The sequence below is a fragment of the Streptomyces albidochromogenes genome (assembly GCF_005981925.1).
Taxonomy (GTDB): domain Bacteria; phylum Actinomycetota; class Actinomycetes; order Streptomycetales; family Streptomycetaceae; genus Streptomyces; species Streptomyces albidochromogenes.
In genome coordinates this window covers 1-6,696 of the sequence record NZ_VBVX01000336.1, presented here as the reverse complement: position 1 = coordinate 6,696, position 6,696 = coordinate 1, and the positions used below count along the sequence as shown (strand labels likewise).

Below are 6,696 nucleotides of genomic sequence, written 5' to 3'. Positions count from 1 at the left end.
GCCACCGGGTCACCGGACGCACCCCCCACCACAGCCGCACCCTCCGCCTCCGCAAGCCCCGCGCTCCCCGCGCTCTCCGCCTCCGCAAGCACCCGCCGCAGCAACGTCGCGTACCCCAGGGCGGCGATCACGCCGATGACCCCGCACGCCATCCACAGGACGTCCGGCCCCGGCCCGTCCACGATCCAGCCCGCCAGGATCGGTGCGAGGAAGCCGGAAAGGGCCCAGGACATGCCCATCACGCCCTGGTACCGCCCCCGCGCGTGCTCCGGGGCCAGGCGCGCGGTGGCGGCGGCGTTGGTCGGCACGTGCACCATCTCGCCGAGCGTCCACACCACGACGGTCGCCGCGAACACGAGCGGCGTGCCCGCCAGCGCCGTCGCCCCGGTCCCGGCGGCGAACAGCAGCGAGGAGACGGTGAGGAGCGCGGCCGGCGACCGCCGTTCGGTGATCTTGTTGACGAGGAGCTGGAAGCCGACTATCACCACGCCGTTGACCGCGATGACCATGCCGTACGCACCGGGTTCCAGCCCCTCGCCGGCCATGGTCAGCGGCAGGCCGACCCACGGCGCGGTGAAGATGAGGCAGACGAACAGGTTGAGCAGCACCAGCGTCCGGAAGGGCCCGTCCCGCAGCACCTCGACCAGGCTCACCTTCGGCAGCGGGGCGCCCGCGTCCGCCCCCTTCGCCGCCGCCGGGACGGCGGGCCGGGTCTCCGGCAGCCGCAGGAAGACGATGACCGCGCACAGCACGGTCGCGGCGGCCTCCACCAGGAACAGCGTCCGGTAGCCGAAGACGATCGCCGCGCCGCCGCCGAGCGCGGCGATGGCGAAGCCGAGGTTGAGCGCCCAGTAGTTCAGGGCGTACGCGCGCCGCCGCTCGTGCTCCGGCACCAGGTCGGCGATGGTCGCGCCGATGGCCGGCCGCACGGACTGCATGGTGACGCCCATGAGGAGCACCACGACGGCGACGCCGACCGCACTGGTCACCACGGCGAGCGCGGCCGCGCCCGTCGCCGTGCCCAGGTGGCCGGCGATCATCGTGGGCCGCCGCCCCCACCGGTCGGTGAGCATGCCGCCGAGCGGCGATCCGGCCACGCCGCCGAGCCCGTGCAGCGCTATGACGAGCCCCGCGTACCAGGCCGAGTAGCCCAGCTCCTGCGTCAGGTACAGCGACAGGAAGGTGAGGACGAAGGCCCCGGTGCGGTTCACCAGCGTCGAGGTCCACAGCCACCAGAACCCGTCGGGCAACCCCGAGACCGACTCCTTCGCGGCACGTCTGAGCGTGGCCATGGACATGTGTCATCCCCCCAGGGACCTTCGGCGGCGGCGGTGGACGCCTGTAAGCGGCTGATGCGGTATCCGCAAGTTACAAGCGGGCTGTGGACCGCAGCCACCCAATTGACGCGAGCGGTCAACCGTCGGGGGCGTCCATTAGTCTCGTACGCATGGCCGACGCACCGTACAAGCTGATCCTGCTCCGCCACGGCGAGAGCGAGTGGAACGCGAAGAACCTGTTCACCGGATGGGTGGACGTCAACCTCACCGAGAAGGGCGAGAAGGAGGCGGTGCGCGGCGGTGAGCTGCTCGTCGAAGCCGGCCTGCTGCCCGACGTACTCCACACCTCGCTCCAGAAGCGCGCCATCCGCACCGCCCAGCTCTCGCTGGAGGCCGCGGACCGTCACTGGATCCCCGTGCACCGCTCCTGGCGCCTGAACGAGCGCCACTACGGCGCCCTCCAGGGCAAGGACAAGGCGCAGACCCTGGCCGAGTTCGGCGAGGAGCAGTTCATGCTCTGGCGCCGCTCGTACGACACCCCGCCGCCGGTCCTCGAGGACGGCACGGAGTTCTCCCAGTCCGACGACCCGCGTTACGCGACGATCCCCAGCGAGCTGCGCCCCCGCACGGAGTGCCTCAAGGACGTTGTCGAGCGCATGCTGCCGTACTGGTACGACGGCATCGTCCCGGACCTGCTCGCGGGCCGCACCGTCCTGGTCGCCGCCCACGGCAACTCGCTGCGCGGCCTGGTGAAGCACCTCGACGGCATCTCCGACGAGGAGATCACCGGCCTGAACATCCCCACCGGCATCCCGCTCTACTACGAGCTGGACGCGGACTTCCGTCCCCTCACCAAGGGCGGCACGTACCTCGACCCGGAGGCCGCGAAGGCCGCCATCGAGGCCGTGAAGAACCAGGGCAAGAAGAAGTAACCGGCACGCCTCAGGCCCCCCGCCCGCGGTCCGCCGCGCGTGGGGGCGCCTGGGGCGTCGTGGTGCCCGGTCGGATGATCTGAGGTTTCCCGCGGTGGGCAGTCGACCCGCCGCGCCGACATTCGACTCAGGCGTGCGGATTGAGTACTTCCATATCCCAGCGCATACGCGGCCGAGAGCGGCATCTCGTTCACGAACGTCGTGATCAACAACGGTGAGCCCACCGTGGCGCTGGCGCTACAGCGGCAACACCACGACCGGCGCCAGCAACTCCACCGGCGACTACGTCGACGTGAACTGACCCCGGAAGGCCCGCCAGGCCGAACAGGGCCCCGTCCGCATCAGGACGGGGCCCTTTCCGTACGCACCGCACGCACCGCGCGCACCGGACGCACCGGTCACATCGGTCGCGCCGCACGCACCGGTCGCGCCCGCCGCACTAGCCGCCGCACTGGCACGGGGCGCCCGACTGGCAGCCGCAGCCGCAGCCGGCGCCGCAGCCGCAGGCGCCCAGGACGGGGAGCGTCGGGCGGTGGCGGGCCGCCTCGGCGGGCGGGTCCTGCCGGGAGTCGGACGTGGGGGAATCGGCCATGGAGATCCTCCTCGAAGGGGCACGTGGCGTACTCCTGCTGCCCATTGCATGCCCACTCGTACGGGCGCATCAACGGCGCACACGCGCAATCCCGGATTCCGGCCCTACTCGCCCGGCGCGGGCGGCGTCGTGCCGGACGCCGCCTGCAGCTCGTCGGCGTGCTCACCCGTCACCAGGTACACCACGCGCTTCGCCACCGACACGGCGTGGTCGGCGAACCGCTCGTAGTACCGGCCGAGCAGCGTCACGTCGACCGCCGTCTCGATGCCGTGCTTCCAGCGGTCGTCCATCAGGTGCTGGAACAGCGTGCGGTGCAGCAGGTCCATCTCGTCGTCGTCGTGCTCCAGCTGGAGCGCGAGGTCCACGTCCTTCGTGGTGATGACCTCGGCGGCCTTCGCCATCAGGCGCTGCGCGAGCTGACCCATCTCCAGCATGGTGGCGTGCAGGTCGTGCGGCACGGCCGAGGCCGGGAAACGCAGCCGGGCGAGCTTCGCCACGTGCTGGGCGAGGTCGCCCGAGCGCTCCAGGTCGGCACTCATCCGCAGGGAGGTGACGACGATCCGCAGATCCGTCGCCACGGGCTGCTGGCGGGCCAGCAGGGCTATGGCCCGGGCCTCCAGGTCGTGCTGGAGATCGTCTACCTTCTGGTCGGCGGCGATCACGCTCTCGGCGAGCTTGAGGTCCGCGTCGAGCATGGCCGTGGTGGCCCGCCCGATGGCGGACCCGACCAGCCGGGCCATCTCGACCAGGGCTTCACCGATCGAGTCAAGTTCCTCGTGGTACGCGTCGCGCATGAAAGTCCCTCTCTTGTCCTTCTGAGGCCTCTGGAACCCCACGCTCCCACGTTCTGTCCGGTACGCGTCCGATTCCGGCACCCCAAGTGAACCAACCCCATCCCCTCGGTGAACTCTGAGCGACGAGTGTTCGAGGTGCCACCCATTTGGCTGGGGCAGCGTCACCGCCCCCGCTTAACCTGAGTGCATGGACGTGAACGCGGCAGTCGCCGCAGCAGCAGCGATCGCCGGTCTGCTGACCGGTGTCATCGCCGTGCTGACGTTCCGCTGGAGCGAGCGCGAGCAGGCCAGGCCCACCCGGTCCTCCATGCGGCCCGACGTCAACGCGGTGCTGCCGCCGGGCGTCGACACCGTGCTGTCCGTGCTCCGTTCCTCCGCCGTCGTCCTGGACGAGAGCGACAGCGTCGTCAAGGCCAGCTCGGCGGCGTACGCCCTCGGGCTCGTCCGGGGCGGCAAGCTGGCCGTCGAACCCATGCTCCACATGGCCCGGGACACCCGCCGCGACGGTGAGATACGCCAGGTCGAGCTCGACCTCCCGCGCCGCGGCACGGGGCGCGGCGAGGCCCTCGCGGTCTCCGCCCGCGTCGCCCCGCTGGGCTCGCGCCTCGTCCTGCTTCTGGTGGAGGACCTCACCGAGGCCCGCCGCATCGAAGCGGTACGGCGCGACTTCGTCGCGAACGTCAGCCATGAACTCAAGACTCCTACCGGTGCGCTCTCCCTGCTCTCCGAAGCGGTCATGGACGCCTCGGACGACCCCGAGGCGGTCACCCGCTTCGCGGGCCGCATGCAGATCGAGGCGACCCGCCTCACCAATCTGGTGCAGGAGCTCATCGACCTTTCCCGCGTCCAGAACGACGACCCGCTGGAGGACGCCGAACCGGTCCGCGTCGACGAACTGGTCGCCGAGGCCATGGACCGCAGCCGCCACGCCGCGTCCACCAAGAACATCACCATGGCCGCCGGAGGAACCGACGGCCTGTACGTCTGGGGCCACCGGGGCCAGCTCGCCGCCGCCCTGGGCAACCTCGTCGAGAACGCCGTCAACTACAGCCCGGCCCGCACCCGCGTGGGGATAGCCGGCCGCCGGATCTCCGCCCCCGGCGGGGACCTGATCGAGATAGCCGTCACCGACCAGGGGATCGGCATCTCCGAGAAGGACCGCGAGCGGATCTTCGAACGTTTCTACCGCGTGGACCCGGCCCGCTCCCGGGCCACCGGAGGCACGGGCCTCGGCCTGGCCATCGTCAAGCACGTGGCCGCCTCGCACGGCGGGGAAGTCACGGTGTGGAGCTCCGAGGGACAGGGCTCCACGTTCACCCTGCGGCTGCCCGAGGCGGCCGCGTCACGCGACCGGTCCCCGGTCGCCGCCCCGGACGACGACGTCGACGATTCCGCAGACGACGCAGTCGGTCCGTACGAGACCACTGATCGCGAACCCATTCCCCACCCGGAGGTCCTTCCGTGACCCGAGTGCTCGTCGTCGAGGATGAGGAATCCTTCAGCGACGCCCTGTCCTACATGCTGCGCAAGGAGGGCTTCGAGGTCGCCATCGCGGCCACCGGCCCCGACGGGCTCGACGAGTTCGAGCGCAACGGCGCCGACCTCGTCCTGCTGGACCTCATGCTCCCCGGCCTGCCCGGCACCGAGGTCTGCCGCCAGCTGCGCAGCCATTCCAACGTTCCGGTCATCATGGTGACCGCCAAGGACAGTGAGATCGACAAGGTCGTCGGTCTGGAGATAGGAGCCGACGACTACGTCACGAAGCCCTTCTCCTCGCGCGAGCTGGTCGCCCGCATCCGCGCGGTCCTGCGCCGCCGCGGCGAGCCGGAAGAGGTCACTCCGGCGGCCCTGGAGGCCGGTCCGGTACGGATGGACGTCGACCGCCACGTGGTCACGGTCGGCGGCGGCAAGGTCGACCTCCCGCTGAAGGAGTTCGACCTCCTGGAGATGCTGCTGCGCAACGCGGGCCGTGTCCTCACCCGCATGCAGCTCATCGACCGGGTCTGGGGCGCGGACTACGTGGGCGACACGAAGACGCTCGACGTGCACGTCAAGCGCCTGCGCGCCAAGATCGAACCGGACCCGGGCGCGCCGAGATACCTGGTCACGGTGCGAGGACTCGGCTACAAGTTCGAGCCGTAGACAGCGGCGGCCGGGCGCGGCGGCGGCCGTGGCCCGGCAGCGGCTGGACATGACATGGGGAGGCCCCGCCGGTCCGTACCGGCGGGGCCTCCCCATGTGCGGTCGTACGCCTCAGTGGCCCGCGCCGTGGTCCCCGGCGTCGTCCGAGCCGCCCTCGGGGGCGCCGGCCGACGCCGTGGCGCCCGCCTCGCCGGTGGCCGAACCCGTCGGGGTGCCCGAGGGGGTGGCGGTCGCCGAGCCGGACGGCGTCTGGGACGGCTGCTGGGGGAGCTCGGTGGGGCCGACGTCCTTGAAGTAGTGCGTGGCCGGGACGACGAATGCCCGCAGCTCGACCGTGCCGGTCTCGCTCAGCTCGAAGCGGAGGGGCTGCGCGTCGCCGTCCTTGGCCGCCTCGCGGCCGTTCTCGATCACGGCGGAGGCGTTGCCCTCGCCGCCGAGCAGGAGCGAGCCGCCGGCCGGGACGGTCAGCGGGCCGGAGCCCTTGGCCGGCTTGAGCTTCACCTTGGCGCTGGTGCCGGGCAGGGTGACCGCTTGGAGCGTCTCCGCCTTGCTGCCGTTGTTGAAGATCATGCCGGTGACGACCGCCGGGCCCTCGGCGTCGAGCTTCGGCTGGGTGACGATCGTCGCGTTCTGGATCTTCACGTCGTCGACGGTGGTCGCGGCGTTGTCCGGCCTGACCCCCAGCGTCTGCGCGTCGTTGCCCGCCCCGCAGGCGGCAAGCGAAGCGATCGAGAACACGATGGCGGTGGCGGCGAGGGCACCGCGTCGAAGGCTGCGGCTCACGGGGGAGACATCTCCTGTTAGACGGGTTCGAGCGGCGTACAGCCGCCCCAAGGGCTGTCTCTTATACACACCTCCGAGCCCACGAGACTAGCGCTCACCTCGTATGCCGTCTTCTGCTTGAAAAAAAAAGACATGAACTAGTATGCAGCCTACTGGCTGAACGAAACTTCGACGCT

7 protein-coding genes are annotated in these 6,696 nt (G+C 70.9%); 3 read left to right on the top strand and 4 right to left on the bottom strand.

Annotated features, from left to right (window positions below; translation table 11 throughout):
- A partial coding sequence (locus E2E34_RS29230; protein WP_244316233.1) for an MDR family MFS transporter occupies window positions 1–1,292 on the bottom strand: 1,292 nt, incomplete at its 3' end.
- Between the two features lie 155 nt (window positions 1,293–1,447).
- Between E2E34_RS29230 and E2E34_RS29225 the strand changes: the two genes are divergently transcribed.
- Entirely contained in the window at window positions 1,448–2,209 is a 762-nt protein-coding gene (locus E2E34_RS29225) for a phosphoglyceromutase (protein ID WP_138897069.1), read from the top strand.
- A 439-nt stretch (window positions 2,210–2,648) separates the two neighbouring features.
- On the opposite strand, the gene E2E34_RS35690 is transcribed toward E2E34_RS29225, so the two are convergent.
- Complete coding sequence (locus E2E34_RS35690) at window positions 2,649–2,801, bottom strand: hypothetical protein (protein WP_167518412.1); 153 nt, start codon at window positions 2,799–2,801, stop codon at window positions 2,649–2,651.
- 104 nt (window positions 2,802–2,905) lie between these two features.
- Window positions 2,906–3,595, bottom strand: a complete 690-nt coding sequence (gene phoU, locus E2E34_RS29220) for a phosphate signaling complex protein PhoU (RefSeq protein ID WP_138904889.1) — start codon at window positions 3,593–3,595, stop codon at window positions 2,906–2,908.
- Between the two features lie 187 nt (window positions 3,596–3,782).
- Here phoU and phoR point away from each other — a divergent pair, with 187 nt between their 5' ends.
- Complete coding sequence (gene phoR / locus E2E34_RS29215) at window positions 3,783–5,060, top strand: two-component system sensor histidine kinase PhoR (RefSeq protein WP_138904888.1); 1,278 nt, start codon at window positions 3,783–3,785, stop codon at window positions 5,058–5,060.
- Window positions 5,057–5,737 (top strand): two-component system response regulator PhoP, encoded by a 681-nt coding sequence (gene phoP / locus E2E34_RS29210; RefSeq protein WP_028814608.1) that lies wholly within the window; start codon window positions 5,057–5,059, stop codon window positions 5,735–5,737. The genes phoR and phoP overlap by 4 nt, the downstream gene beginning before the upstream one ends.
- Window positions 5,738–5,848: 111 nt before the next feature.
- Here phoP and E2E34_RS29205 read toward each other — a convergent pair whose 3' ends face one another.
- Window positions 5,849–6,520, bottom strand: coding sequence for a DUF461 domain-containing protein (locus E2E34_RS29205; protein WP_138904887.1), 672 nt, complete (start codon window positions 6,518–6,520; stop codon window positions 5,849–5,851).
- Between the last annotated feature and the right edge of the window lie 176 nt (window positions 6,521–6,696).